General features: G+C 23.7%; 42 protein-coding genes and 3 tRNA genes. 38 read left to right on the top strand and 7 right to left on the bottom strand.

The features are described from left to right. The first annotated feature begins 12 nt into the window (after positions 1-12). The 26 genes from rplD to rplQ all read left to right on the top strand — a co-directional run bounded on the left by rplD (position 13) and on the right by rplQ (position 12,739). Positions 13-618 (top strand): 50S ribosomal protein L4, encoded by a 606-nt coding sequence (gene rplD / locus GJT88_RS01430; RefSeq protein ID WP_168895165.1) that lies wholly within the window; start codon positions 13-15, stop codon positions 616-618. Beyond that, a complete protein-coding gene (gene rplW, locus GJT88_RS01425; RefSeq protein WP_168895164.1) occupies positions 615-920 on the top strand; it encodes a 50S ribosomal protein L23 in 306 nt (101 codons plus the stop codon). Before rplD ends, rplW begins: the two co-directional genes overlap by 4 nt. Before the next feature lie 13 nt (positions 921-933). Next, complete coding sequence (gene rplB, locus GJT88_RS01420) at positions 934-1,758, top strand: 50S ribosomal protein L2 (protein WP_168895163.1); 825 nt, start codon at positions 934-936, stop codon at positions 1,756-1,758. 20 nt (positions 1,759-1,778) lie between these two features. Then, complete coding sequence (gene rpsS, locus GJT88_RS01415; protein ID WP_168895162.1) at positions 1,779-2,066, top strand: 30S ribosomal protein S19; 288 nt, start codon at positions 1,779-1,781, stop codon at positions 2,064-2,066. A 50-nt stretch (positions 2,067-2,116) separates the two neighbouring features. After that, positions 2,117-2,449 (top strand): 50S ribosomal protein L22, encoded by a 333-nt coding sequence (gene rplV, locus GJT88_RS01410; protein ID WP_168895161.1) that lies wholly within the window; start codon positions 2,117-2,119, stop codon positions 2,447-2,449. Between the two features lie 27 nt (positions 2,450-2,476). Beyond that, the gene (rpsC, locus tag GJT88_RS01405) at positions 2,477-3,184 is read left to right on the top strand and encodes a 30S ribosomal protein S3 (RefSeq protein ID WP_168895160.1); all 708 of its coding nucleotides are present in this window, start codon (positions 2,477-2,479) and stop codon (positions 3,182-3,184) included. 16 nt (positions 3,185-3,200) lie between these two features. After that, positions 3,201-3,602, top strand: a complete 402-nt coding sequence (rplP, locus tag GJT88_RS01400; protein WP_168895159.1) for a 50S ribosomal protein L16 — start codon at positions 3,201-3,203, stop codon at positions 3,600-3,602. A gap of 13 nt (positions 3,603-3,615) precedes the next feature. After that, positions 3,616-3,819, top strand: a complete 204-nt coding sequence (gene rpmC, locus GJT88_RS01395) for a 50S ribosomal protein L29 (RefSeq protein ID WP_168895158.1) — start codon at positions 3,616-3,618, stop codon at positions 3,817-3,819. Further along, complete coding sequence (gene rpsQ / locus GJT88_RS01390; RefSeq protein WP_168895157.1) at positions 3,819-4,073, top strand: 30S ribosomal protein S17; 255 nt, start codon at positions 3,819-3,821, stop codon at positions 4,071-4,073. The genes rpmC and rpsQ overlap by 1 nt, the downstream gene beginning before the upstream one ends. Positions 4,074-4,183: 110 nt before the next feature. Then, entirely contained in the window at positions 4,184-4,555 is a 372-nt protein-coding gene (rplN, locus tag GJT88_RS01385; protein ID WP_168895156.1) for a 50S ribosomal protein L14, read from the top strand. A 20-nt stretch (positions 4,556-4,575) separates the two neighbouring features. Beyond that, the gene (rplX, locus tag GJT88_RS01380) at positions 4,576-4,890 is read left to right on the top strand and encodes a 50S ribosomal protein L24 (protein WP_168895155.1); all 315 of its coding nucleotides are present in this window, start codon (positions 4,576-4,578) and stop codon (positions 4,888-4,890) included. 16 nt (positions 4,891-4,906) lie between these two features. Further along, complete coding sequence (gene rplE, locus GJT88_RS01375; RefSeq protein WP_168895154.1) at positions 4,907-5,446, top strand: 50S ribosomal protein L5; 540 nt, start codon at positions 4,907-4,909, stop codon at positions 5,444-5,446. Between the two features lie 14 nt (positions 5,447-5,460). Beyond that, positions 5,461-5,766, top strand: coding sequence for a 30S ribosomal protein S14 (rpsN, locus tag GJT88_RS01370; RefSeq protein WP_168895153.1), 306 nt, complete (start codon positions 5,461-5,463; stop codon positions 5,764-5,766). A gap of 32 nt (positions 5,767-5,798) precedes the next feature. Continuing rightward, positions 5,799-6,191: a 30S ribosomal protein S8 gene (rpsH, locus tag GJT88_RS01365; RefSeq protein WP_168895152.1), complete on the top strand. Its 393-nt coding sequence runs from the start codon at positions 5,799-5,801 to the stop codon at positions 6,189-6,191. 15 nt (positions 6,192-6,206) lie between these two features. Continuing rightward, entirely contained in the window at positions 6,207-6,740 is a 534-nt protein-coding gene (gene rplF, locus GJT88_RS01360; RefSeq protein ID WP_168895151.1) for a 50S ribosomal protein L6, read from the top strand. A gap of 22 nt (positions 6,741-6,762) precedes the next feature. After that, positions 6,763-7,116 carry a 50S ribosomal protein L18 gene (rplR, locus tag GJT88_RS01355; RefSeq protein ID WP_168895150.1) on the top strand — a complete coding sequence of 118 codons (354 nt, stop codon included), beginning with the start codon at positions 6,763-6,765 and terminating at the stop codon, positions 7,114-7,116. 25 nt (positions 7,117-7,141) lie between these two features. Further along, positions 7,142-7,672 carry a 30S ribosomal protein S5 gene (rpsE, locus tag GJT88_RS01350; protein WP_168895149.1) on the top strand — a complete coding sequence of 177 codons (531 nt, stop codon included), beginning with the start codon at positions 7,142-7,144 and terminating at the stop codon, positions 7,670-7,672. Beyond that, a complete protein-coding gene (gene rpmD / locus GJT88_RS01345) occupies positions 7,656-7,835 on the top strand; it encodes a 50S ribosomal protein L30 (protein ID WP_168895148.1) in 180 nt (59 codons plus the stop codon). Before rpsE ends, rpmD begins: the two co-directional genes overlap by 17 nt. A gap of 1 nt (position 7,836) precedes the next feature. Next, positions 7,837-8,265: a 50S ribosomal protein L15 gene (gene rplO, locus GJT88_RS01340; RefSeq protein WP_168895147.1), complete on the top strand. Its 429-nt coding sequence runs from the start codon at positions 7,837-7,839 to the stop codon at positions 8,263-8,265. A gap of 7 nt (positions 8,266-8,272) precedes the next feature. Next, the gene (gene secY, locus GJT88_RS01335; RefSeq protein ID WP_168895146.1) at positions 8,273-9,601 is read left to right on the top strand and encodes a preprotein translocase subunit SecY; all 1,329 of its coding nucleotides are present in this window, start codon (positions 8,273-8,275) and stop codon (positions 9,599-9,601) included. A 36-nt stretch (positions 9,602-9,637) separates the two neighbouring features. After that, positions 9,638-9,754 (top strand): 50S ribosomal protein L36, encoded by a 117-nt coding sequence (gene rpmJ / locus GJT88_RS01330; RefSeq protein WP_168895145.1) that lies wholly within the window; start codon positions 9,638-9,640, stop codon positions 9,752-9,754. A gap of 60 nt (positions 9,755-9,814) precedes the next feature. Next, positions 9,815-10,171 carry a 30S ribosomal protein S13 gene (rpsM, locus tag GJT88_RS01325; RefSeq protein ID WP_168895144.1) on the top strand — a complete coding sequence of 119 codons (357 nt, stop codon included), beginning with the start codon at positions 9,815-9,817 and terminating at the stop codon, positions 10,169-10,171. Positions 10,172-10,194: 23 nt separating this feature from the next. Then, on the top strand, positions 10,195-10,584 hold the full coding sequence (gene rpsK / locus GJT88_RS01320) for a 30S ribosomal protein S11 (RefSeq protein WP_168895143.1): 390 nt from the start codon (positions 10,195-10,197) through the stop codon (positions 10,582-10,584). A gap of 65 nt (positions 10,585-10,649) precedes the next feature. Further along, entirely contained in the window at positions 10,650-11,270 is a 621-nt protein-coding gene (gene rpsD / locus GJT88_RS01315) for a 30S ribosomal protein S4 (RefSeq protein ID WP_168895142.1), read from the top strand. 22 nt (positions 11,271-11,292) lie between these two features. Beyond that, positions 11,293-12,303: a DNA-directed RNA polymerase subunit alpha gene (locus GJT88_RS01310; protein WP_168895141.1), complete on the top strand. Its 1,011-nt coding sequence runs from the start codon at positions 11,293-11,295 to the stop codon at positions 12,301-12,303. Positions 12,304-12,355: 52 nt separating this feature from the next. Continuing rightward, a complete protein-coding gene (gene rplQ / locus GJT88_RS01305) occupies positions 12,356-12,739 on the top strand; it encodes a 50S ribosomal protein L17 (protein WP_168895140.1) in 384 nt (127 codons plus the stop codon). Here rplQ and fmt read toward each other — a convergent pair. Beyond that, positions 12,732-13,709: a methionyl-tRNA formyltransferase gene (gene fmt / locus GJT88_RS01300; protein WP_168895139.1), complete on the bottom strand. Its 978-nt coding sequence runs from the start codon at positions 13,707-13,709 to the stop codon at positions 12,732-12,734. The two genes, rplQ and fmt, sit on opposite strands and share 8 nt — an antisense overlap. A 1-nt stretch (position 13,710) precedes the next feature. Then, positions 13,711-14,241, bottom strand: coding sequence for a peptide deformylase (gene def, locus GJT88_RS01295; RefSeq protein WP_168895138.1), 531 nt, complete (start codon positions 14,239-14,241; stop codon positions 13,711-13,713). Positions 14,242-14,365: 124 nt separating this feature from the next. On the opposite strand from def, the gene tsaC reads away from it, so the two are divergent. From tsaC to GJT88_RS01270, 5 genes are all read left to right on the top strand, one after another. Beyond that, positions 14,366-14,926 (top strand): L-threonylcarbamoyladenylate synthase type 1 TsaC, encoded by a 561-nt coding sequence (gene tsaC / locus GJT88_RS01290; RefSeq protein ID WP_168895137.1) that lies wholly within the window; start codon positions 14,366-14,368, stop codon positions 14,924-14,926. 3 nt (positions 14,927-14,929) lie between these two features. Further along, positions 14,930-15,784 carry a shikimate dehydrogenase gene (gene aroE, locus GJT88_RS01285; protein WP_168895136.1) on the top strand — a complete coding sequence of 285 codons (855 nt, stop codon included), beginning with the start codon at positions 14,930-14,932 and terminating at the stop codon, positions 15,782-15,784. A gap of 2 nt (positions 15,785-15,786) precedes the next feature. Then, entirely contained in the window at positions 15,787-16,401 is a 615-nt protein-coding gene (locus GJT88_RS01280) for a Fe-Mn family superoxide dismutase (RefSeq protein ID WP_168895135.1), read from the top strand. A 147-nt stretch (positions 16,402-16,548) separates the two neighbouring features. After that, on the top strand, positions 16,549-17,472 hold the full coding sequence (locus GJT88_RS01275; protein WP_168895134.1) for an ABC transporter ATP-binding protein: 924 nt from the start codon (positions 16,549-16,551) through the stop codon (positions 17,470-17,472). 22 nt (positions 17,473-17,494) lie between these two features. Next, positions 17,495-18,265: an ABC transporter permease gene (locus GJT88_RS01270; protein ID WP_168895342.1), complete on the top strand. Its 771-nt coding sequence runs from the start codon at positions 17,495-17,497 to the stop codon at positions 18,263-18,265. A gap of 102 nt (positions 18,266-18,367) precedes the next feature. Here the strand turns inward: GJT88_RS01270 and dksA are convergent, their stop codons facing one another. Both dksA and GJT88_RS02330 read right to left on the bottom strand, forming a co-directional pair. Further along, the gene (gene dksA, locus GJT88_RS01265) at positions 18,368-18,820 is read right to left on the bottom strand and encodes an RNA polymerase-binding protein DksA (RefSeq protein ID WP_168895133.1); all 453 of its coding nucleotides are present in this window, start codon (positions 18,818-18,820) and stop codon (positions 18,368-18,370) included. 53 nt (positions 18,821-18,873) lie between these two features. Next, positions 18,874-19,296, bottom strand: coding sequence for a rhodanese-like domain-containing protein (locus GJT88_RS02330; protein ID WP_281350639.1), 423 nt, complete (start codon positions 19,294-19,296; stop codon positions 18,874-18,876). A gap of 414 nt (positions 19,297-19,710) precedes the next feature. Between GJT88_RS02330 and trxA the strand changes: the two genes are divergently transcribed. From trxA to GJT88_RS01235, 5 genes are all read left to right on the top strand, one after another. Next, on the top strand, positions 19,711-20,037 hold the full coding sequence (gene trxA, locus GJT88_RS01255) for a thioredoxin (protein ID WP_168895131.1): 327 nt from the start codon (positions 19,711-19,713) through the stop codon (positions 20,035-20,037). A gap of 246 nt (positions 20,038-20,283) precedes the next feature. After that, complete coding sequence (rho, locus tag GJT88_RS01250; RefSeq protein WP_168895130.1) at positions 20,284-21,543, top strand: transcription termination factor Rho; 1,260 nt, start codon at positions 20,284-20,286, stop codon at positions 21,541-21,543. Between the two features lie 144 nt (positions 21,544-21,687). After that, positions 21,688-21,761: transfer RNA gene (locus tag GJT88_RS01245), tRNA-Arg, on the top strand. A gap of 33 nt (positions 21,762-21,794) precedes the next feature. Next, positions 21,795-21,870, top strand: a tRNA-His gene (locus GJT88_RS01240). Positions 21,871-21,880: 10 nt separating this feature from the next. After that, positions 21,881-21,954: transfer RNA gene (locus tag GJT88_RS01235), tRNA-Pro, on the top strand. Between the two features lie 27 nt (positions 21,955-21,981). Here the strand turns inward: GJT88_RS01235 and ribB are convergent. Further along, positions 21,982-22,635: a 3,4-dihydroxy-2-butanone-4-phosphate synthase gene (gene ribB / locus GJT88_RS01230; protein WP_168895129.1), complete on the bottom strand. Its 654-nt coding sequence runs from the start codon at positions 22,633-22,635 to the stop codon at positions 21,982-21,984. A 261-nt stretch (positions 22,636-22,896) separates the two neighbouring features. Between ribB and GJT88_RS01225 the strand changes: the two genes are divergently transcribed. Next, positions 22,897-24,120 (top strand): multifunctional CCA addition/repair protein, encoded by a 1,224-nt coding sequence (locus tag GJT88_RS01225; RefSeq protein ID WP_168895128.1) that lies wholly within the window; start codon positions 22,897-22,899, stop codon positions 24,118-24,120. A gap of 12 nt (positions 24,121-24,132) precedes the next feature. Here the strand turns inward: GJT88_RS01225 and GJT88_RS01220 are convergent, their stop codons facing one another. Both GJT88_RS01220 and tsaD read right to left on the bottom strand, forming a co-directional pair. After that, positions 24,133-24,966, bottom strand: coding sequence for an undecaprenyl-diphosphate phosphatase (locus tag GJT88_RS01220; protein WP_246213256.1), 834 nt, complete (start codon positions 24,964-24,966; stop codon positions 24,133-24,135). 99 nt (positions 24,967-25,065) lie between these two features. Next, on the bottom strand, positions 25,066-26,073 hold the full coding sequence (gene tsaD, locus GJT88_RS01215; protein WP_168895127.1) for a tRNA (adenosine(37)-N6)-threonylcarbamoyltransferase complex transferase subunit TsaD: 1,008 nt from the start codon (positions 26,071-26,073) through the stop codon (positions 25,066-25,068). Between the two features lie 122 nt (positions 26,074-26,195). Between tsaD and rpsU the strand changes: the two genes are divergently transcribed. Next, entirely contained in the window at positions 26,196-26,411 is a 216-nt protein-coding gene (gene rpsU, locus GJT88_RS01210) for a 30S ribosomal protein S21 (RefSeq protein ID WP_168895340.1), read from the top strand. Positions 26,412-26,463 lie beyond the last annotated feature (52 nt).

Here is a 26,463-nt window from a genome sequence, read left to right as displayed (position 1 = left end):
TTAGGTAATATAATGGAAATTGTAACAGCAGATACAAAAACCATAATTATGGTTTCTGATGCTATTTTTAATAGAATTTATAATAAAATATTAATACATCAAGTAATAGGCTCATATAGAACAATAGGTAGACAAGGAACTAAGGCACAAAAAACGAAAGCTCAAGTAAAAGGATCAGGGAAAAAACCATGGAAACAAAAAGGTACAGGAAAAGCAAGAGCTGGATCTACTCAAAGTCCAATTTGGCGTTCTGGAGGGGTAACTTTTGCTGCTAAAAATAAAATATATAATAATAAAATAAATAAAAAAATGTATCGTAATGCATTAAAAAGTATATTTTCAGAATTAATTAGAACAAAAAGATTAATTTTTGTAGAAAATTTTATTATTGATCAACCTAAAACTAAAGTATTAATTAAAAAATTAAAAAATTATTTACCAAAAAAAATCATGATAATTACAACTTTTATAGATAAAAATTTATTTTTAGCTTCCCGTAATCTACCTAATATAGTAATTAAGAATTCAATTAATATAAACCCAATCGATTTAATAAATGCAAATAAAGTTATTATAACTGTGAATGCCATGAAACATATAGAAGAGATATTAACATGATTTTAAGAGAATGTTATTTTAAAATTTTACAAGGTCCTCATATTTCTGAAAAATCTTCTTTTATTGCAGAAAAAACAAATACTTTAATTATTAAAGTTTTAAAGAAAGCAACAAAAATAGATATTAAAATAGCAATGGAAAAAATTTTTAATGTTAAAATAAAGAGTATTAATACTTTAATTATGAAAGGCAAAGTTAAAAAAAATAGAAAATATACTTATCATCGTAATAGTTGGAAAAAAGCATATATTATATTAGAAAAAAAACAAAATATTGATTTTAATATAAATAAAAAATTATAAAGGACAATTAATTATGACAATCAAAAAATATAAACCTACGTCACCTGGAAGACGACATATGATTAGAGTAGTTAATCCTTTTTTATATAAAGGAAGACCATTATCTTCTAAAATAGAAAAAAAAAAAAAAACTGGTGGAAGAAATAATAATGGACGTATTACAACTCGTCATATTGGAGGAGGACACAAAAAATTATATCGTATCATTGACTTTAAAAGAAACAAAGATAACATCCCTGCTATAGTAGAACGTATTGAATACGATCCTAATCGTTCAGCAAATATTGCTTTAATTAAGTATAAAGATGGAGAAAAACGTTATATATTATCTCCGAAAAATTTATTAATAGGAAATATTATTCAATCCGGTACTAATGTTGATATTAAAATTGGTAATACATTACCAATGAGTAACATCCCTATTGGGAATATATTACATAATGTAGAAATAAAACCAGGAAAAGGAGGACAAATAGCTAGAGCAGCGGGAACATATGTGCAATTAATAGCAAGAGAAGGATCTTATGTTACTTTAAGATTAAAGTCAGGAGAAATACGTAAAATAAGATCAAATTGTAAAGCTACACTAGGTGAAATTGGTAATAATGAACATATGTTAAAATCTTTAGGTAAAGCAGGTGTAAATCGTTGGAAAGGTATTCGACCTACAGTTAGAGGAACTGCAATGAATCCTATTGATCACCCTCATGGGGGAGGAGAAGGAAAAAATTTTGGGAAACATCCAGTAACACCCTGGGGAAAACAAACTAAAGGTAAAAAAACAAGAAAAAATAAAAGAACAAATAAATATATAATAAAAAGTCATAATAATAATTAATAAATAAAGGTAAATTACATATGCCTCGTTCTTTAAAAAAAGGTCCTTTTATTGATAAACATTTATTAAAAAAAGTAGAAGAAGCTATAAAAAAGAAAGATAAAAAACCATTACGTACTTGGTCTAGACGCTCTACTATTTTCCCAAATATGATTGGATTAACAATAGCTATACATAATGGTAAACAACATATTCCTGTTTTTATTTCTGATGAAATGGTTGGTCATAAATTAGGTGAATTTTCTCCTACACGCACATATAGGGGACATACTTCAGATAAAAAAATTAAAAAAGTTTTAAAAAAATAAATTTAATATTTATAATAATTCTATTATTTTATTAATGTATAAGGTAAAAAATGGAAATTATAGCAAAACATAGATATGCTCGTTCTTCTGCACAAAAATTAAGATTAATAGCAAATCTTATTAGAAGAAAGAAAATATCTGCAGCATTGGATATCTTAAATTTTTCTAAGAAAAAAGCTTCTTTTTTAATTAAAAAAGTTTTAAATTCAGCTATAGCTAATGCTGAACATAATTATGGATTAGATATTGATAGTTTATTTGTATATAAAATTTTTATAGATTTAGGATCAAATATGAAACGTATTATGCCTCGTGCTAAAGGACGTTCAGATCGTATTTTAAAATATACAAGCCATATTACTATTATATTATCCGATAATTAATAATCATAACTGGAGTAATATTATATTATGGGACAAAAAACACATCCAAATGGATTAAGATTAGGAATTATAAAAATATGGAATTCTACCTGGTTTGCAGATACGAAAAATTATGCAAATTACTTACATAGTGATTTTAAAGTAAGAAAATTTTTAAATAAAGAATTAGCTAAAGCATCAGTTTCTAAAATAATAATTGAAAGACCATCAAAAAGTATTAGGGTTAATATTCATACTGCTCGTCCTGGCATCGTTATAGGTAAAAAAGGAGAAGATGTAGAAAAACTTAGAAAAATTATATCAAAAATTACAGGAGTTCCTGCTCAAGTTAATATAACTGAAATTAGAAAACCAGAATTAGAAGCTAAATTAGTTGCTGATCTAATAGCAACACAATTAGAAAAAAGAGTAATGTTTAGAAGAGTTATGAAACGAGCAGTTCAAAATGCAATGAGATTGGGTGCAAAAGGAGTAAAAGTTGAAGTTAGTGGTAGATTAGGAGGCACTGAAATTGCTCGTACAGAATGGTATAGAGAAGGTAGAGTGCCATTACATACTTTAAGAGCCGATATAGATTTTAGTTTATCTGAAGCTAAAACAACATATGGTATTATAGGAGTAAAAGTCTGGATTTTTAAAGGAGAAATATTAAAAAATATTTTACAGAAAAATACTAAATTTATAAAATCAGTACAAAATCATTATAAAATACAACGAAATAAAGGACGTAAATAAAAAGAGGTTTTATATAATGTTGCAACCAAAACGTACTAAATATAGAAAAATGCAAAAAGGAAGAAATAGAGGTATTGTTATAGGTATGAATATTAGTTTTGGAAATTATGGATTAAAAGCAGTGACTAGAGGAAGAATTTCGTCTAAACAAATAGAGTCAGCTAGAAGAGCTATTAGTCGTGCTATTAAAAGACAAGGAAAAATATGGATTAGAATTTTTCCAGATAAACCAATAACAGTAAAACCTTTAGAGGTAAGAATGGGAAAAGGCAAAGGTAATGTAGAATATTGGGTGGCTTTAGTACAACCTGGAAGAATATTATATGAAATTGATGGGGTATCAGAGGAAGAAGCACGTACAGCATTTAAGTTAGGTGCAGCGAAATTACCTATAAAAACTATTTTTTTAAATAAATAATCAAATTAAATATATGAAAATCAATAAAATTTTAGTTAAAAATAATATGGAGTTAGAAAAAGAATTATTAAATTTAGCAAGAGAGCAATTTAATTTAAAAATACAATTAAAATCAGGAAATTTAAAACAAACTCATTTATTAAAATTTTCAAGAAGAAATATTGCTAAAATAAAAACAATTTTATCACAAAGAAATAAACAAGAGATTATAAAATAATGAAAAAAAAAATAAAAATTTTTAAAGGTAAAGTTATAAGTGATAAAATGAATAAATCAATTATTGTCAGTATTAAAAGACTTATTAAACACCCGATTTATGGTAAATTTATTAATCGTACGACAAAATTACATGTTCATGATGAAAAAAATATATGTAATATAGGAGATTTAGTGGAAATTAAAGAATGTCGTCCATTATCAAAAACTAAATCTTGGATATTAGTTAATATTATAAAAAAATCAATCATTTAATAAAAAATCCCATTATAAAAAATATTTAATAGTTAAAATATAAAAAATTGTGTATTAAATAAATTAATTTTTATGAAAAATTATTAAATTAAAATATAGAGATTATATATATGATACAAGAACATACAACATTAAATGTAGCTGATAATTCAGGAGCACGAAGTGTTATGTGTATTAAGGTATTAGGCGGGTCACGTAGACGATATGCTAATATAGGAGATATAATAAAAATTACTGTAAAAGACGCTATTCCTAGAGGAAAAGTAAAAAAAGGAGATGTATTAAAAGCGGTTGTTGTAAGAACTAAGAGTGGTATAAAACGTATTGATGGATCAAAAATTAGATTTGATCACAATGCTTGTGTTTTATTAAATGATAGTAATGAACAACTAATTGGGACAAGAATTTTTGGTCCTATCACAAGAGAGTTAAGAAATGAAAAATTCATGAAAATCATTTCATTAGCTTCAGAAGTCATTTAAATAAAAAGAGATATAAATATATGTCATGTAAATTACGTTGTAATGATGAAGTTATTCTTTTAACGGGTAAAGATAAAGGGAAAAAAGGTAAAATTAAGTATTTTATAAAAAAACAATTTGTAATAATTGAAGGAATTAATTTTATAAAAAAACATAGTAAGCCTAATCCTAATATTTCTCAAGCAGGAGGAATTATAAAAAAAGAAGCTGCTATTCATATTTCTAATGTTGCTATTTTTAATACAAAGACAAATAAATCAGATCGAATTGGTATTCGATTTTATAAGGGTAAAAAAAAACGTTTTTTAAAATCAAATAATGAAGATATTTTATAAATTAGGATAATATTATATGTCAAAACTCTATAATTATTATAAAAATAAAATAGTAAAAAAATTAATGTTAGATTTGAAATATTATTCTATTATGCAGGTACCTTGTATTAAAAAAATTACTTTAAACATGGGTGTAGGAAAAGTTATTACTAACAAAAAATTTTTAGACAATGCTATAAATGATTTAACTTTAATTAGTGGACAAAAACCTATAATTACAAAATCCCGAAAATCAATAGCTAGTTTTAAAATAAGACAAGGTCATCCTATTGGATGTAAGGTAACTTTAAGAAAAAAAAGAATGTGGAATTTTTTTGAACGTTTATTATGGATTGTTATTCCTAGGATTAGAGATTTTAGGGGTTTATCTAAGAAATCTTTTGATAAACAAGGTAATTATAGTATAGGTATAAAGGAACAAATAATTTTTCCTGAAATTAATTTTGATAAAATAGATCGTATCCGTGGTTTAGATATTACAATATCTACAAATGCAATATCAAATAAAGAAGGATATGCTTTATTGAAGGAATTTTATTTTCCATTTAAAACATAAAAAGGTTTATTTTAATGACTAAAGAATCTATTAAATCACGTGAAAAAAAACGTATAAAATTAGGAAAAAAATTTTTTTTAAAAAGACAAAAATTAAAAAAAATTATTTCTAATAGAAGTACAACAGATGAGATTCGTTGGGATGCAATATTTAAGTTACAATCTTTACCTAGAGATTCTAGTTTGTCAAGACAAAGAAATAGATGTAAATTAACTGGCAGACCACATGCTTTTTTAAAAAAATTTGGATTAAGTAGAATAAAATTACGAGAAGCAGCAATGAAAGGTGATATTCCAGGATTAAAAAAAGCTAGTTGGTAGTTTATTAAAAAAATAATAAGGATAATATAAATATGAGTATACAAGATCCTATTGCTGATATGATAACACGTATTCGTAATGGTCAATTATCACATAAATCTACAGTAATTATGCAATATTCAAAAATAAAAAAAGCAATTGCTCAAATTTTAAAAGAAGAAGGATATATAAAGAACTTTAATTTAATACAAAATAAAAATATTAAATTAGAAATAAATTTAAAATATTTTAGGGGAAAAGGTGTTATAGAAAAAATACATTGTGTTAGTAGACCTGGTTTAAGAATTTATAAGAAAAAAAAATTATTACCTAAAGTTATGGCTGGATTAGGTATTGCTATTATTTCTACTTCTAAAGGAATAATAACTGATTATACTGCTCGTCAATATGGCATAGGTGGTGAAATTATATGTTATGTAGCCTAAAGGATATATAGAATAATGTCTAGAATAGCTAAAAAACCAATCTTTATTCCTAATAATATTGAGTTGATTATAAACAAACAAAATATAATTATAAAAGGGAAAAATGGTATATTAAAAAATAATTTTAATAAAAAAGTAAAAGTTATACTTGAAAAAAATAAATTATTATTTATACCTAAATTAAATTATAAAAAAGGATGGGCCCATGCTGGTACTACGCGTGCCATTATAAATTCTATGATTATTGGTGTAACTATAGGATTTACAAAAAAATTATTATTGTTTGGGGTAGGATATAAAGTTTCTATTAAGGAAAATATAATAAATTTATTATTAGGATTTTCTCATCCTATATTTTATAAGTTACCCTTAGGTATAAAAGGGACATGTACAAATTCAAATGAAATTATTTTAAATGGATTTGATAAACAATTACTAGGACAAGTGGCTGCAAATATAAGATCATATCGTCCTCCAGAAGCATATAAAGGAAAAGGAATTCGTTATAGTGATGAAAAAATTCGTACAAAAGAAATTAAAAAAAAATAAGGTTATAAAAAAATTATATATTATGAATATAAAAAAAACTTCCCGTATACGTAGAGCAACTAAATTACGTAAACATCTTCAAAAATTTAAGAAAACTAGGTTAGTAATCCATCGTACTTCTCGTCATATGTATGCACAAATAATTTCTGCTGAAAATAAAGTATTAATTACAGCATCAACATTAGAATCAACTATTAAAAAAAAATTATCATATACTGGAAATATAAAAGCCGCAGTTTTATTAGGGCATAAAATAGCAAATAGATCAATAAAAAAAGGTATTTTTAATATATCATTTGATCGTTCAGGATTTAAATATCATGGACGTGTCAAAGCATTAGCTAATGCTGCTCGTAATGCAGGTCTAAACTTTTAACTACCTAATTTTAGAAGAAAAAATTATGAATATTTATGATAGTAAACATCCAAATAATGAATTAAAAGAAAAATTAATTTCTGTTAATAGAGTTTCTAAAACTGTAAAAGGAGGCCGTGTTTTTTCTTTTACAGCACTAACAGTAGTAGGTAATGGGAAGGGGAAGATTGGATTCGGGTATGGTAAAGCTAGAGAAGTGCCTAGTGCAATACAAAAGGCAATGGAAAAAGCCCGTAAAAGTATGGTAAGTATTATTATAAATAATAATACAGTACAATACCCTGTAAAAGGACATCACACTGGATCTTCTGTTTTTATGCAACCAGCTTATGAAGGGACAGGAATTATAGCGGGAGGAGCTATGAGAGCTGTATTAGAAGTTGCTGGAATTTATAATGTTTTAGCTAAAGCATATGGTTCTACAAATCCTATAAATATAGTCAGAGCAACAATTAAAGGTTTATTAAGTTTAAATTCATTAAAAATGATTGCATTTAAAAGAAATAAATCTGTAGAAGAAATAAAAAGGAATATGAAAAGTGTTCAAAAATATTAAAATAAAACAAATTAAGAGTTCTATAGGAAGATTACCTAAACATAAAGCAACTCTATTTAGTTTAGGATTAAAACATATTGGTCACATTGTAGTAAAAAAAAATAATCCAAGTATTTTGGGAAAAATTAAAAAAATATCATATATGATTAAAGTGAGTTATTAAAATGTATTTAAATACTTTAAATCCTATTTATAAAAATAAAAAAAAAAGACTAGGACGTGGTGTCGGTTCTGGCAAAGGAAAAACTAGTGGCAGAGGGCATAAAGGACAAAAATCTCGTTCTGGATATAATATTAATAAATCTTTTGAGGGTGGACAAACGCCTTTACATAGAAGGCTACCTAAATTTGGATTCAAATCACGTAAAAATATTTTTTTTAAAGAAATTAGACTAAATGATCTATCGAAAATAGATGGTGATTATGTTGATTTTAATACTTTAAAATCTTCTAAGATAATTAACAAAAAAATTAAATATGTAAAAATTATTAATACTGGTAATCTTACTAAACCAAAAAAAATTGTGAAATTAAATTGTACAAAAAGTGTTAAAATGATGATTCAAAAATTAGATATGAAAATCGAGGAATAAATAATAAATGATCAAAACATTTAAAGAATTAGATTTTCAAAGTACTAAAAAAGGATTTTACGAATTAAAAAAAAGATTTATTTTTTTGATGAGTTCTTTACTTATATTTAGAATAGGATCATTCATAGCAATACCAGGAATTAATATTAGTGTTTTACATGATTTAATTATAAAACAACATAGTACAATTATTGACATGTTTAATATGTTTTCTGGTGGAGCATTAAGTAGAGCATCAATTTTTACCTTAGGAATTATGCCATATATTTCGGCATCGATTATAATACAATTACTAACTTTTATGCATCCTTTTTTTATAAATTTAAAAAAAGAAGGAGAATCTGGTAAAAGAAAAATTAATAAATATACCAAATATACTACATTATTTTTATCAATCATTCAATCTATAGGAATAATTACTAGATTATTCCATTTGCCAAAAATAGAAAGTTTTATATTAAATCCTGATATTTATTTTTTTCTAACTTCCGTACTAAGTTTAATTACTGGTACTATATTTTTAATGTGGTTAGGCAATCAAATTACAAATAGAGGTATTGGTAATGGTATATCTATTATTATTGTAATAGGTATTATTACTGGATTACCTCCAGCTTTAGGACAAATAATAGAACAAATAAAACAAGGAGATTTACATTTTTTTTTAATTTTAACTTTATTATTTTTAATATTTTTTATAATTTTTTTTATTGTTTTTGTAGAAAAAGGCCAAAGAAAAATAATTGTTCAATATGCTAGGAGACATTATGGAAAAAATATATATAATACACAACAAAATACACATTTACCTTTAAAAATAAATATGGCTGGAGTAATACCAGCAATATTTTCTTCTAGTATTATTCTATTTTTTTCTACTATATTGTCATGGTTAAATAATATTACTGGATGGATTTGGTTACATAATGTTTTGTTATTTTTACAACCTAGACAGCCTATATATGTAATTTTATATGTCTCAGCAATTATATTTTTTTGTTTTTTTTATACAATGTTAGTTTTTAATCCTAAAGAAACAGCTGATAATCTAAAAAAATCAGGCGCTTATATCCCAGGTATTCGTCCTGGTGAACAAACAGCAAAATATATTACAAAAATTATTATGCGTTTAACTCTTACTGGAAGTCTATATATTAGTTTTATTTGTCTTGTGCCTGAATTTTTACATATTATAATGAATATTTCTTTTTATTTTAGTGGTACATCATTACTAATATTAGTAGTTGTAATTATAGATTTTATTTCTCAAATTCAAACATTAATTATGTCTACTCAGTACGAGTCTATACTTAAAAAAATTAATCTAAAAGGATAATCATTATAAAAACTATTTAAAAGGAAATCTCACGAAATGAAAGTTCGTACTTCAGTAAAAAAATTATGTCGAAATTGTAAAATTATTCGCAGAAATAGAGTAATACGTGTTATTTGTAATATTGACCCTAAACATAAACAGCGTCAAGGATAAAATATGGGAGTTTTCTTTATATAAACTTGATATTTTTAATAAAATAAAAAAGGATGAGATATGATTCGTATAGCTGGAATTAATATTCCTGATAATAAACGTGTAGTAATAGCATTAAAATATATTTATGGGATAGGGAAGTCTCATGCTATTGAGATTTGTCATCAAACTAAAATTTCGCAAAATATTAAAATAAGCGAACTTACAGAAGCAAAAATAGATTTATTAAGAAACGCTGTATCTAAATTTATAATAGAAGGAGATTTAAGAAGAAACATTAATTTAAATATTAAAAGATTAGTAGATTTAGGTTGTTATCGTGGGTTACGTCATCGGAAATGTATGCCTGTTAGAGGTCAAAGAACGAAAACTAATGCGCACACTAGAAAAAAATTATGTAAATTCTTTAAAAAATAACCCTCACTAGAGTAAATGATACTATGAAAAAACAGTTTTTAAAATCAAAAAAAAATATAAAAAAACAAATTACAGATGGCATTGCACATATACACGCATCTTTTAACAATACAATTGTTACGATTACAGATCGTCAAGGTAATGCTTTGGGGTGTGCTACAGCAGGAGGATCAGGATTTAGAGGTTCTAGAAAATCAACTCCTTTTGCAGCTCAAGTAGCTGCAGAAAGATGTGCTGAAGTTGTTAAAAATTATGGAATCAAAAACTTAGAAATTATGGTAAAAGGTCCAGGACCAGGAAGAGAATCTACTATTAGAGCATTAAATAATGCTGGATTTAAAATTACTAATATTACTGATATTACTCCTATCCCACATAATGGATGTAGACCCCCGAAAAAAAGACGAGTATAAATAAATATTAGAAATTATAGAATATTCTATTTTTAAAAAATTTAAATATTTAAAAGAGAATTATTATGGCAAAATATCTAGGTCCAAAATTAAAATTAAGTAGACGAGAAGGAACTGACTTATTTCTTAAATCTAACGTACGTACTCTTGATTCTAAATGCAAATTAGAACAAGCTCCAGGACAACATGGTTTAAGAAAACCAAGAATATCAGATTATGGCATTCAATTAAGAGAAAAACAAAAATTACGTAGATTATACGGCGTATTAGAACGTCAATTTCGTAATTATTATAAAAAAGCATCACGTATTAAAGGCAATACTGGATTTAATTTACTATGTTTATTAGAAAAACGCTTAGATAATACTGTTTATAGAATGGGATTTAGTGTTACTAGAGCAGAAGCAAGACAATTAATTTCTCATAAAACTATAAAAGTTAATAATAATATTGTTAATATAGCTTCTTATCAATTATCTTTAAATGATAAAATCTCTGTATGTAGTAATTCTAAAAAACAATTAAGAATTATTGCAGCTATGGATTTAGCTTCGCAAAGAGAAAAACCTAGTTGGTTAGAAATAAATAATAAAAATATGGAAGGAATATTTAAAAAATTACCAGAACGTTCTGACTTATCTGCAGATATTAATGAACATTTAATTATCGAATTTTATTCAAAATAGTGTAAAATAAGAGAGTATATAAATGCATTATAATTCTATAACAGAATTTTTAAAACCTCGATTAGTAGATATAAAACAAATTAATAATTTTACAATAAGGGTTACTTTAGAACCTTTAGAGAGAGGTTTTGGACATACATTAGGAAATGCATTAAGACGTATTTTATTATCTTCAATGCCTGGATATGCTGTAACAGAAGTTGAAATAGAAGGAGTATTACATGAATATAGTACTAAAGAAGGAATAAAAGAAGATATTATTGAAATATTATTAAATTTAAAAAAATTAGCAATAAAAGTAGAAGATAATAAAAAGGAAATAATACTAACTTTAAATAAATCAGGTATTGGTCCTGTAAGAGCTTCAGATATTGATTATGGTAATAATATAGAAATTATAAATCCAAATCATATTATTTGTCATATTACTAATATTAATACATCATTTAATATGAAAATTAAAGTTGAATTAGGTAGAGGGTATGTAGCAGCTTATACAAAAATAAATAATGAAGAATTTAATTCTAATCATAAAATAGGGCGATTACTTTTGGATGCGTCTTATAGTCCGATTGAAAGGATCACATATAATGTAGAATCAGCCAGAGTTAAACAAAGAACTGATTTAGATAAATTAATAATAGAAATGGAAACCAATGGAACATTAGATCCGGAACAAGCTATAAGAAAAGCAGCTACTATCCTTTCTGAGCAATTAGAATCATTTGTAAATTTACGTGATATTCAACAAGAAGAATTAGTGAAAGAAGAAAAACCTGAATTTGATCCTATTCTCTTGCGGTCAGTTGATGATTTAGAATTAACTGTCAGATCTGCTAATTGTTTAAAAACAGAATCAGTACAATTAATAGGAGATTTAGTACAACGAACAGAAGTTGAATTATTAAAAACACCCAATCTTGGCAAAAAATCTTTAACAGAAATAAAAGATGTATTAGCATCCCGGGGATTATCTTTAGGTATGCGTTTAGAAAATTGGCCACCAAAGATTATTACTAATGAAAAAACATAAAATATATATATAATAAAAAATAATAAATAAAGAAATTATAAAGGATAACAAAATGCGCCATCGTAAGGCAGGTCGTTATTTTAACAGAAATAGCAGTCATTGTCGTTTAATGCTAAATAATTTAGCTAATTCATTAATTTCTAATGAAATAGTAAAAACTACTTTAATAAAAGCCAAAGAATTAAGAACAATAATAGAACCTATAATTACTCGTGCTAAAAAAAATAATATTGCTAATAAAAGATTGATTCGTTCTCAATTAAATAATAAAATTAATATTTATAAATTATTTAATACTATAGGTCCACAATTTAAAGATAGACCAGGGGGATATACACGCATTATCAAATGTGGGTATCGTAATGGTGATAAGGCTCCTATGGCTTATATAGAATTAATTGGAAGAAAAATAATAACAAATAAAAAAATTAAGTGATAATTTTATTTTTTACAAAAATATTTTGATATTGTTGATATTTTAAAAAATTTTGAATATTCATTTGTTTTTTACCACTAGGTTGGATAATTGTAATATTTAAAATACCATTAATAGTGTTTATTTGTATGCCATATTTATTTATTGATAATATAGTACCCGGAGGCTTATTTTTATTACTACTAAAAGTAGAATTAGTAATTATTTCTGCTTGCCATACTTTAAACCTTTGATTTTTTGTTATAAAATATGTCCCGGGACAAGGATTAAAAGCCCGTACCATACATTCTAACTTTTTAGCGGGAAAAAACCAATTTAATTTTGATTCTATTTTAGATATTTTATGAGCATATGTAGGTTTTGTCATATATATATTTTGAGATGTAAAATCAATTTTTTCTCCTTTTGATATTTTATTTAAAATAAATAAAAGTCCTTGTAAACCTAAAATAGTTAATCTCTTAGAGAGAGAAGCAAATGTGTCGTATAATAAAATTGTACATTCTATTTGATATATAATATCTCCTTGATCTAAAAAATTATTCATTTTTATTATACTAATACCTGTTTTTAAATCGTTTTCTAAAAGTGCTCGTTGTATTGGGGCCGACCCTCTCCATCTAGGTAATAATGAAGGATGAACATTAATACAAAATAATTTAGGAATATTTAGTATATGTTCTGGGATTAATAAACCATAATCTATAACAATAATAATATCACATTTATAACTTTTAATATTATTAATTAATTTTTGTGAATTAAAAGATTTTGGTTGTAAAATATTAATATTATTTTTTAATGCTAATTTTTTAATAGCACTAACAGTTAGTTTATAACCCCTATTTGCATAAGTATCTGGTTTTGTTATAACACAAGATATTATATATTTACTTATCAATCCTTGTAAATGATAAGCTGCAAAATTAGAAGTGCCAATAAAAATAATTTTAATTTTTTTTCTATTCATTTTATATAATTTTATTTTTTGAATGCGATAATTTTTTATTAAATTTTTTAATTTTACTTAAAATTCTTTGATATTTTAAATTTGATAAATAATCAATAAATAAAATCCCATTTAAATGATCAATTTCATGTTGTATACAAAAAGATAATAAGTTATTAGCTTCTAATTCGATATTTTGTTGATCTAATAAATTAAAAGCTTCTATTTTAATTTTTTGATGACGTAAAATATAATATTGCTCTTCAGGTATCGATAAACATCCTTCTTTACTTTCAATTTTTGATTTACTAAATTTTATTATTTTCGGATTTACAAAAATAAATGGATTATTTCTTTTGTTTGAAATATCTATTACTATTATTCTTTTATTTATTCCAACTTGTGTAGCAGCTAATCCAATACCTCCATAGTAATACATTGTATTCAGCATATTTATACCTAATAATTTAATATCATCGTTTATATTTTTAATAGATTTAGCAGCAATCCGTAAAGCATTATTTGGAAAATATAATAATTTCATTATTAACATAATAATAATTTTTTTTAAATTATAAAAAATATCTTTTTTAAATTAAAATTTTTAATTTAAACAAAATGAATATAACACTAATATATAATTCATTTGAAACTTTATCAATTTTTTTTATAAAATTATGAATATAAATATATTTATTAATGCATTAAAAATGGGGAAAATTATTGCTTATCCAACTGAATCCGTTTTTGGATTAGGTTGTGATCCTGATAATAAAGAAGCAGTATATACTTTATTATCAATAAAAAAACGAGATATAAATAAAGGACTAATTTTAGTTGCATCAAAATATCAGCAATTATTAAATTATATAAATGAAAAAAAAATTACTAAAAATCAAAAAAAAAAGATATTAGCAACTTGGCCTGGAATGATTACATGGATTATTCCTACTTCATCAAATACTCCTAATTGGTTAATAGGTAATTTTACTTCAATAGCAGTGCGTGTTAGTAAACATCCTCTTATACAAAATTTGTGTAATGGTTTTGGTAAACCAATTGTATCTACAAGTGCAAATATTTCAGGAATGTCACCATGTTCCACTTCAAAAGAAGTATTAAAACATTTTAAGAAAGTCAAAAAAGATATTTTAATTTTAAATGGAAAAACAGGAAATTATAATAAACCATCAGAAATTAGAGATGGAATAACAAATTTTGTTATTCGTAAAGGATAAAGTATGAAATTATTTGCAGTGTTTGGGAATCCTATTAAACATAGTAAATCTCCAATAATACATCAATTATTTGCAAAACAGACAGGAATAAAACAAAATTATAAAAGAATTAGTGTTCCAATTTATAATTTCAAAAATGAAATTTTTTATTTTTTTAAAAATGGAGGAGTAGGTGCTAATATTACAAGTCCATTTAAAATAGATGCGTATAAAATATGTCATATACTAACAAGTAGAGCTAAAAAATCTGGTGCAGTAAATACAATTAAGATGACTAAATCAGGAAAAATATTAGGTGATAATACAGATGGTATTGGTTTATTAAAAGATTTACAAAATATAAAATTTATACAACCTAAGAGTAAAATACTAATAGTAGGAGCAGGAGGAGCCACTAAAGGTATTATTTATCCATTAATAAAATTTGGGTGTATAATTACGATTGTAAATCGTACCTATCAAAATGCTAAAAATATTGTAGAATTTTTTCAGACTAAATATCTTAATTGTCTAAGGTTAGAGGATCTTTTTAATAATTTAATTAATAATAAAAAATATAATTTAATTATTAATGCCACATCTAGTGGGATTCAAGGAAATATTCCTAATATACCTAGTTCTATTATTAAATCAAATATTTTTTATTATGATCTTTATTATAGAGATAGTTTAACACCATTTTTAAAATGGTGTTATGATTTAGGGGGGGAAAAAATATCTGATGGTATTGGTATGTTAGTAGAACAGGCTGCTTATTCTTTTTGTTTTTGGCATGGTATTATGCCTGACACCAAGATAGTAATTAAAAAGATTAAAAATTTGATTAATTTTAATAAAATTTCATTAAAAAAGGATTAACTATGGTTTATACATTACCTAAATTATCATATTCGTATTCTGATCTGGAACCATTTTTTGATAAAAAAACAATGGAAATACATCATACAAAACATCATCAAAATTATATTAATAATACAAATTTAATACTTAATAAAATTAATATAAAAAATATAAAAATAGAAAATTTATTATCTAATTTAGATAATTTATCAATTTCTGTTTCAGAAAGAAAATTTTTAAAAAACAATGCAGGAGGACATGCCAATCATTGTTTTTTTTGGAAAATTTTAAAAAAAAACACAAAACCTAATAGTATTATAAAAAATGTTTTTACAAAAATTTTTGGTAGTATAGATCAATTCAAAAAAAAATTTGAACAACAAGCTTTAGCTTTTTTTGGTTCAGGATGGATTTGGGTAGTTAAAAAAAATAATTCGTTAGAAATTGTTACAACAAAAAATCAAGATAGTTTATTTATAAATAAAGAAAATTGTTCATTTTTAGGATATCCTATAATAGGATTGGATTTATGGGAACATGCATATTATTTAAAATATCAAAATCAAAAAGCTTTATACATAGAAGCTTTTTGGAATATTTTAAATTGGGATAAAGTATTAGAATTATTTGAGTAATAAAAAATTTAAATATTATGATATGCTTTATTTATCATAGATAAAGTATATCATCATTATTATTTTTTTTTATATAATTTGTTTAGTATAAATTAAATATTATTACTTAATAATAATATTAAATAACTCAAGAGTAATGAAATTATTATGTTTTATGCATTAGAAATTAAAAATTTGTCTAAAATTTATTCAAATAATTATAAAGCTTTAAATAATTTTAATTTAAAAATTAAGAAAGGAGATTTTTATGCTTTATTAGGTCCTAATGGTGCAGGAAAAACTACTATTATAGGAATAATTACTTCTTTAATTAATAAATCCGAAGGAAAAATAAAAATATTTGATTTAGATATGCAAACAAATATATTTCAAATTAAAAAAAAAATAGGTTTAGTCCCACAGGAATTTAATTTTAATCCATTTGAAACTGTATTACAAATATTAATAAATCAAGCAGGTTATTATGGTCTAAAAAAAGAAGATATTTTTTTTAAAATAAAAAAATATTTAATGGTATTAGAATTATGGCAAGAAAGGTATAAAAAAGCAAAAAATTTATCAGGAGGCATGAAACGTCGTTTAATGATAATTAGGGCACTTGTTCATGATCCTCAATTATTAATTTTAGATGAACCTACAGCTGGTATTGATATTGAATTACGTCATCAGATGTGGGCTTTTTTTAAAAAATTAAATATCCAAAAAAAAATTACAATTATTTTAACAACTCATTATCTCGAAGAAGCTGAATTTTTATGTCGACATATCGGTATAATTAATCATGGAAAATTAATTGAAAATTGTTCCATAAATAAATTATTAAATAAGTTAAAATATGAAATATTTATTTTCGATTATATAAATTTATATAATAATATTTTTCCTAAAATAAATGGATATAAATATAAAATTATTAATAACACACAATTCGAAATTAAAGTGATGAAAAATCAAAATTTAAATATGATTTTTGAACAACTTACTCAACAAAAAATTAAAGTTGTTAGCATAAAGAATAAACATAGCAGATTAGAAAAATTATTCATAGAATATTTTAATAATTTTAATTAAATATAAAAGGATATTTTAAATGGTGACTAATTTGTATTTAATTGCATTAAATACTATTTGGAAAAAAGAAATACATCGTTTCAGTCGTATTTGGATACAAACTTTAGTTCCTCCTATTATGACAATATCTTTATATTTTATAATTTTTGGAAATTTAATGGGTTTACATGTAAATAAAATATTAGGATTTAGTTATATACAATTTATAATACCAGGATTAATTATGATGAGCGTTATTAATAATGCTTATTCCAACGTTGCGTCATCTTTTTTCGGTGCGAAATTTCAACATTATATAGAGGAAATACTAATAGCTCCTGTACCTACACATATTATTATTATAGGATATATCGGGGGGGGGTTAGTACGTAGCGTTACTATTTGTATATTATTAACACTTATTTCTACATTTTTTATTTCTTTAAGAATACATTCTTGGCCATTTTTTATTATTATTATTTTATTAACAGCTATTTTATTTTCATTAGCAGGTTTATTAAATGCTGTATTTGCTAAAAACTTTGACGATATTAGTTTTATTCCTACATTCATATTAACTCCTTTAACATATTTAGGTGGTGTTTTTTATGCTCCTACTATAATTCCTCCTTTATGGCAAAAAATATTAAAAATTAATCCTATTTACTATATTATTTCTGGTTTTCGTTATAGTTTTTTAGGAATATATATTATTTCTCCATGGATTACTGTAAGTATTCTAATTTTTTGTATTATTTTTTTATATTTATTGCTTTTTATTTTAATTAATAAAGGAACTGGTTTGCGTGACTAATAAAAAATTTTAAAAATTACTTTATAAAGAATTTTATATTTTAGATTAGAAAAAAATTTTTACTTTATATTTTTCTTAAATATATAAAACTATTATAAGTAATTATTCTGCTATTTGTTTTGCACGAATCTCTGCTAGAGTCTTACAATCAATACATAAACTTGCTGTAGGATGTGCTTCTAATCTTTTTATACCTATTTCTATCCCACAACAATCACAATATCCAAAATTATTTGTAGTAAATTTTTTTAAAGTTTTTTCTATTTTCTTAATTAATTTTCTTTCTCTATCTTTACTACGTAATTCTAAATTAAATTCTTCTTCTTGTGAAGCTCTATCTATAGGATCAGGAAAATTTGAGGTTTCATCTTTTATATAAGATATTTTATCATTTGTTCTATTTTTTATTTTATCAAGCCAAGCTTGTAATATTTTTTTAAAATGTAATAATTGTTTTTTATTCATATATATTTCATTATGTTTTTCTTTATAAGGAGATACTCCCGCAATAGACAAAATATTTAAAGATGATAAAATACTATTATTTTTTTTCATTTTTACTCCGTAAACTAATTTAGTTTAATAAAATTAATTAAAAAACCTTAAAATTAACTATTATTTACAATAGGTAATTTTTCATGATACCAACTCATCATTCCATTTTTTAAAATATAAATTTCATTAAAGTTCATATTACTTAATTTATTGGCTACTTTTATACCTAAAGAATTATTTTCTATTACTAGAATAATGGGATATTTTTTATGTTTACATAAATTACTTATATTATCATTTAGAATATTTATAGCATTTATATAAATAGCATTAATGATATGCCCATTATCATAATCACTTTTTTTCCTAAGATCAAAAACCATTCCTTTGTGTTTATTTATTAAATAAATAGCTTTGTGATTATTTATTAATTTATATTTTATAAAAATATTTTTAAAAAAAGAATATATGATTAATCCGAGTAAAAAAAACCAGATTATTAATAATATAATATTTTTAATTATAAATTGTCTCATAAATTATGTACATGCAATAAATGTTGTTTATTTAAATTAATTTTAAAAATATATTTTTGATAAGTTTTCATTATATATCAATTTATATAAAATTAAAGTCTTTAAATATTTTTATATTAAAAAATATTTTTAATAAAATTAAAATTTCTAATTACAATTTATATTATTGTATAAATAAACTTGTAATATAATTTTTATTATAATATAATCACTAAAGATTTTACGACACAATTAATATATTAATTATTGTATATACAATATATATATTATTAAGTAACTTTTTTAATTTTAATAAAAATTATTAATAATAATGCATAAAAATTTTAATTTATTATTATTTTTTAATATAAAAAATTAAAATTTTTAATAATATTAATATTTTTATATTAAATAAAATTTAAAGGTTAAAATTGTATGAATCAAGATATTATATTTAATTTAACTGATCAAAATTTTCAATCTAAAATAGACATGAATGATATAGTTTTAGTTGATTTTTGGGCAGACTGGTGCAATCCATGTAAGATTTTTTCCTCAATATTTGAAGAAGTATCAAATAATTATAAAAACATTATTTTTGCTAAATTAAATATTGAAAAATATAAATTTATTGCACAAAAATATGATATTCGAAGTATACCAACAGTATGTTTATTTAAAAAAGGAAAAATAGTTGATAAAATAGTAGGATCTATTAATAAAATTCAATTAGAAAAATTTTTAAATAAAAATGTAAAATAGTTTTGTTATATGTTTTAATATGAGTAGGTAAAAGTGTTTAATTTTAAAAAAAAGGTTCTAATTATGAAAATTTATTATAAATGATTTTTTACCAAAATAGTAAGTTATTTTTACGTGGAGGTTTTTATATATAATTATGTTTTTTATTATTATTACATAATATGATATATTAATTAGATATGGAAACGTTATTTTTCTTTTTTATAAAAAAATTCAAGAATTATTCAAGTTTAAGACCTCACCATTATGAATCTTACCGAATTAAAAAACAAACCAATATCTGAATTAATAGATTTGGGTGAAAATATTTATTTAGAAAATTTAGCGAGAATGCGCAAACAAGATATTATTTTTACTATATTAAAACAACATTCCAAAAGTGGTGAAGATATTTTTGGTGATGGAGTATTAGAAATATTACAAGATGGATTTGGATTTTTACGTTCTGCTGATAGTTCGTATTTAGCTGGACCAGATGATATATATGTATCGCCAAGTCAAATTAGACGTTTTAATCTACGTACAGGAGATACCATTTCTGGGAAAATACGCCCTCCAAAAGAAGGAGAAAGATATTTTGCATTGTTAAAAATAAATCAAGTTAATTTTGATAAACCTGAAAATGCTAGAAATAAAATTTTATTTGAAAATTTAACACCTTTACATGCAAATTCTAGATTAAGTATGGAAAGAGGTAATGGTACAACAGAAGATTTAACAGCTCGTGTATTAGATTTAGCTTCTCCAATTGGACGTGGTCAAAGAGGATTAATAGTAGCCCCTCCTAAAGCGGGAAAAACAATATTATTACAGAATATTGCTCAAAGTATAGCATATAATCATCCTGATTGTGTATTAATAGTATTATTAATTGATGAACGTCCAGAAGAAGTAACAGAAATGCGTAAATTAGTAAAGGGAGAAGTAATTGCTTCTACTTTTGACGAACCATCATCAAGACATGTTCAAGTATCGGAAATGGTAATTGAAAAAGCTAAAAGATTAGTAGAACATAAAAAAGATGTTATTATTTTATTAGATTCTATGACGCGATTAGCAAGAGCTTATAATACTATAGCACCTGCTTCTGGAAAAGTATTAACGGGAGGAGTAGATGCAAACGCTTTACATCGACCTAAACGTTTTTTTGGAGCTGCTAGAAATGTTGAAGAAGGTGGTAGTTTAACAATTATTGCTACAGCATTAATTGATACTGGCTCTAAAATGGATGATGTTATTTATGAAGAATTTAAAGGAACAGGAAATATGGAATTACATCTATCACGTAAAATAGCTGAAAAAAGAGTATTCCCCGCTATCGATTATAATAGATCAGGTACAAGAAAAGAAGAATTATTAAGTTCTCCAGAAGAATTACAAAGAATGTGGATTTTAAGAAAAATAATACACCCGATGAGTGAAATAGACGCTATGGAATTTTTAATAAATAAATTATCAATGACAAAAACTAATGACGATTTTTTTGATATGATGAAAAGATCTTAGTTTTTTGAATTTATACTTTTCATAAATATATTTAACTAAATTTTACGTATATTATATCGCTTTTTTTATCATTAAAAACTAGCTAAAAAATATTTAAAAAAAAACTAGACATTGAGATAATCAATTTGTAATATTGATACTGAAGCACCCGTAGCTCAGTAGGATAGAGTACTGCTTTCCGAAAGCAGAGGTCTCAGGTTCAATTCCTGTCGGGTGTAGTTTTTAATTTAAATTTATAATTTTTTTATATGGTGGTTATAGCTCAGATGGTAGAGCACTGGATTGTGGTTCCGGTTGTCATGGGTTCGATTCCCATTAATCACCCCATTATATTTTTCGGTGAGTAGCGCAGTTTGGTAGCGCAACTGGTTTGGGACCAGTGGGTCGGAGGTTCAAATCCTCTCTCGCCGATGAAATTGTTTGTATTTTTTTTAGTTTTTAAATTAAAATTTTATTATCAATAATATATGTTTTTATATCATTTATAGTTAGAACTATCATTTTCTTTTTTTTTGCAAATAATACTGTTTCAGGCATACGTGCCATGGAACCATCTTTATTTGTTAATTCACATAACACCCCTGTGGGTTTCATTTTAGCTATTTTTAGTAAATCGATTGTAGCTTCTGTATGTCCCATTCTTTTAAAAATTCCTCCATTAACAGCTCTTAATGGAAAAACATGTCCTGGTTTATTTAAATCATTAGGTCTTACATTATCAGCAATTGCTGTTTTAATTGTAGTAAATCTATCTTTTGCGGATACTCCAGTAGAAATACCATTAGCTGCTTCAATTGTAACTGTAAATCCTGTTTTATAGACACTAGTATTGTTTTTTACCATCATAGGTAAATTTAATTTTTTACGCCAATGCTCAGTAATACATAAACAAATAATTCCACTACCATACTTAATTAAAAAAGCTAACTGAGCTACAGAAATATTTTCTGCAGCAAAAACTATATCACCTTCATTTTCGCGATTTTTATCATCTAAAATTAAAATTCCTCTTCCTTGTTGTAAAAAGGAAATAGCATTTTCTACACGTGTTTTTATATTACCAAATTCTAAATCAAGTATTTTATAAGTCATAAAAAATATTATATTTATAATAAATTAGTAATATTATATATTAATAGAAAATTATATTTTAATTTTTTATTTATATATCTTTATTATTTTTTTCTTAATTCTATAAAAAATTTTTGATTTATATTATATAGAATTTTTTTAATTTTTTTATTGTAAAAGTAATTTACTAATATTGTTTATATATTTTGTTAATAAATAAAAATTATTATTTTTTATTTTCAATAAAAAATATATAATAATTTTTAAAAAGGAGTCCTTAAATTGAAAATTTACTTAGTAGGTGGAGCGATTAGAGATATTCTTCTAAATTTAAAAGTTACGGATAAAGATTGGTTAGTAGTTGAAGGTAATATAAAATTAATGATTAAATTAGGTTTTAAACTAGTTGGTAAAGATTTTCCTGTTTTTTTACATCCTATAACACATGAGGAATATGCATTAGCTAGAACAGAACAGAAAGTTGGTCATGGATATAAAGGATTCGTCTATTATTCTTCTTCTAAAATAACTCTTGAAGAAGATTTATTACGTAGAGATCTTACAATTAATGCTATTGCTCAAGATAAATTAGGAAATTTTTATGATCCATATAATGGGATACAAGATATTAAAAATAGAATATTAAGACATGTATCTAATGCTTTTCAGGAAGACCCCTTAAGGGTATTACGTGTTGCCAGATTTACTGCTAAATTAGCAAGTTTAAATTTTCGTATTCATAAAAAAACATTAGAACTAATGAAAATTATGAGTAATTCTGGAGAATTATCTTATTTAAAACCAGAAAGAATTTGGAAAGAAACTTATAATGCTTTACAAACTTCTCATCCACATATATATTTTCAAGTTTTAAGAAAATGTGAAGCTTTATCTATAATTTTTCCAGAAATAAATAAATTATATGGAATCCCAGCTCCGCTAAGATGGCATCCTGAAATAGATACAGGAATTCATACTATGCTTACTTTAAAAATTGCAGCTAAATTAACTACTAATGTTGCTGTTAGATTCGCTGCATTATGTCATGATATAGGAAAAGGATTAACACCTAAAAAATTATGGCCTAGACATCCTGGACATGGTTTAGCTGGTGTTCCTTTGATTAAAAAATTATGTAAAAAATTAAAAATTCCTAATAATATTAAAAATTTATCTGTTTTAGCGGCTCAAGTACATGATTTTATACATGATATATATAATCAAAAACCAAAAAATATATTAAATATATATAATATGATTGATGCTTGGAGAAAACCTTATAGGGTAAAACAAATAGCTTTAATTAGCGAAGCTGATGCGAGAGGTAGAGCTACACTGGAATCCATCCCATATCATCAAGGTGAATATTTTATAAATATGTACAAATATATTTTAAATATCAATATTAAAAATATTATTAATAATAACAAGCTAAAAGGAATAGATATAAGTGAAAAAATTCAAGAAGAGAGATTAAAATTACTTAAATTATATTTAAAATCTTAAAATTCAAATTTTTTATTTTAAGAAGAAATGCAATAATATTACTAAAAATAGACGATATAAAGAAAACCATTTTAAAGAAACATTTTTTATAATACATAAAAATCTTTTAATTACTATTAGACTAATAATAAAAGATATTATAAAACCAATAATAAATATTTTTATATTAGTAATATTGATCAAAAAATAGTGTTTACATAATTCTAATATATTAGCTCCCAAAACAATAGGAATAGATATAATGAAACAAAATTCTATTGCAATAGGACGATTAATTCCTATTAATTTACTAATTGATAGTATTGATCCTGATCGTGAAACTCCTGGAAATAATGAAAAACATTGGGAAATTCCAATTAATAAAGCTATTTTATATGTTAAATAATTAATATTATTTATTTTAGGTTTTTTAGGACAAAATTGTTCAGAAAAATATAGTAAAAAACTTCCAAAACATAGTCCATATATAATATAATGAATATTATTTATTATTTTAATTTTATGATAAAAAATTAATCCCATCAATATTGTTGGTATTGTAGATATTATTATATGTGATATAGTTAATTTTTTTTTATAAAAAAAACCATATTTTATGGTATTAGTTATAATTTTTTTTATTTTTTTAAAAAAAAATAAAAATATTGCTAATGTGGAACCTAATTGTATTATTATCTCAAATATTTTGAAATTATTTTCATCAATTATATTTAATATTTTAGCAAAAATTATTATATGTGCACTTGATGATATAGGTAAAAATTCGGTTAAACCCTGAATTATACTTATTAATATAGTAGAAAAGTAATTTAATAACATAATTATTTTTTGATTTAATAAAAACATTTGAATAATTTTGTTAGATTAATACTATATTTTTTAATTGTAAAAGTATTTTATTCCTTTTCTATATTTAAAAAATTATTAAATAAATTAAATATAATTTTACAATGATAATTTAGAGTTTATTTTAATTTGAGATAATCTATATTTTTTTTTTTCTTTGTAAGAAATTTTTTTTGATCCAACATAAGCAATCATTGCAGCATTATCAGTACATAATTTAGTTTTACTAAAAAATAATTTGATGTTTTTTTTTTTAAAATTTTTATAAAAAAATATTCTTAATTTTTTATTTGAACTCACTCCTCCTGAAATTACTAATTGTTGAATATTATATTTTTTAAGAACGCGTAAACTTTTTAAATAGAGAGTTTCAATAACAGCATCTTCGAAAGCACATGCAATATCAGCTTTTGTTTGTAAATCAGTTAAATTTTTTTTTATAATAAAATTTTTAACAAATGTTTTTAATCCAGAAAAGCTAAAATTAAAATTATTTTTTTTAGAAATCATGGGACGTGGAAAAACAAAACGTTTGGGAGTGCCATATTTAGCTAATTTAGACAAATTTTTACCTCCAGGATATTCTAAACCTAATAATTTTGAAGTTTTATCAAAAGCTTCACCAACAGCATCATCAATATTGTAACCTAATATTTTATATTTTCTAAATTTATACGTATATACTAATTGAGTATGTCCTCCTGAGATTAGTAATCCAATAAAGGGAAAGTTAGGAATATTCTTTTGTAACATAATTGAAAAAAGATGTCCTTCCATATGATTAACTGGTATAATAGGGATATTTAAAGCAAAAGCAAGAGAATGAGCAACGGTAGCTCCTATAATTAAAGAATTTATTTGACCAGGGCCTTCAGTATATGCAATGCAATCAAGATCATTTAAATTTTTCTTTATTTTTAGTAATGATTTTTTTATTAATGGGATAATTTTTTCTAAATGTTTTCTTGCTGCTAATTCTGGAACTATCCCTCCATATTTTGCGTGAATTTTTTGTGTATAAATATTATTACATAATATTCCTATATTTTTATCATAAATAGCGATTGCTGTATCATCACATGATGTTTCTATACCCATTATAAGCATAATTAATTTCCGTAATATTATTTTTATATACAAATTTTAAAAAATTATTTTATATAATTACTATTATGCATTACAATAACATATATAATAAATAAAATTTAAAATGGAAGGATATGTTGCAAATGCCTATTATTAAAGTACGTGAAAATGAACCATTCGATTTAGCTTTACGTCGTTTTAAACGTTCATGTGAAAAAGCGGGAATTTTAGCAGAAGTAAGACGTAGAGAATTTTATGAAAAACCAACAACAGGAAGGAAACGAGCTAAAGCATCAGCAATAAAAAGACATATGAAAAAAATATCCAGAGAAAATGCAAAGAAAATGAGATTTTACTAAAATTAATTTTGTTTTTATAGAGATTTAAATTTTTAATTTATAATTAAAAGAT

This window comes from Enterobacteriaceae endosymbiont of Donacia tomentosa (genome assembly GCF_012571135.1).
Lineage (GTDB): Bacteria > Pseudomonadota > Gammaproteobacteria > Enterobacterales > Enterobacteriaceae.
This window is presented reverse-complemented; position numbering and strand designations above follow the sequence as displayed.